Below are 620 nucleotides of genomic sequence, written 5' to 3' on the forward strand. Positions count from 1 at the left end.
GTACATCATTGCTATCAAAATCAAAAGTATCAATATTTAACCTATTAGGTGCAACCACATATGCATCATCAGGAATCTTTATAGCAGCCCAGTGATGTCCACCCAAAGTTTCTAAATACCAAACCTCATCATGATCAGCAAAGGCCATCCCATTAGATTCATATGTTCCATATTGTTCTAGAAGTTGGCCAACACGTTTAACTCCATCTTGAGCAGAATGAATATAAGGCAATACAATAGTTAATAAATCTTCTTCACCTAAGCCATCCTTTGCTAAAGGATCAGCCGCTAAAACGCGGGCATTAGTAGTAATGGTTTCAGTTGCGGTCATTGCAATATTTTCACTGTTAATACCAGACCCACCCCAAATACCATGTGAGCGATCGGCATCAGGAGTTGCTGTATACCGTAAAGGATTATCTGGTAATTCAATATTTAACTTTGATAATTTGGCTTGATAATGACGTGGCTGCTTTTCTGGTTCAATTACCATAAATTGTTGCGGTTCCGGCTTATCTGCATGATCTTCTGTCCGCGCAATCATAGTAGAACCATCTATTGACGCCTTTTTACCGACCAAAATAGTTGTACAAGATGAAGTAATATGATCCATCTACAAG

The 620-nt window shown here is 38.5% G+C and carries 1 protein-coding gene; it reads right to left on the reverse strand.

The annotated features are described in order from the left end of the window. A partial coding sequence (locus tag EQ827_RS08865) for a C69 family dipeptidase (protein WP_181190608.1) occupies positions 1-613 on the reverse strand: 613 nt, incomplete at its 3' end. Between the last annotated feature and the right edge of the window lie 7 nt (positions 614-620).

This window comes from Bombilactobacillus bombi (assembly GCF_013607485.1).
In the GTDB taxonomy this organism is placed as follows: Bacteria; Bacillota; Bacilli; order Lactobacillales; family Lactobacillaceae; genus Bombilactobacillus; species Bombilactobacillus bombi_A.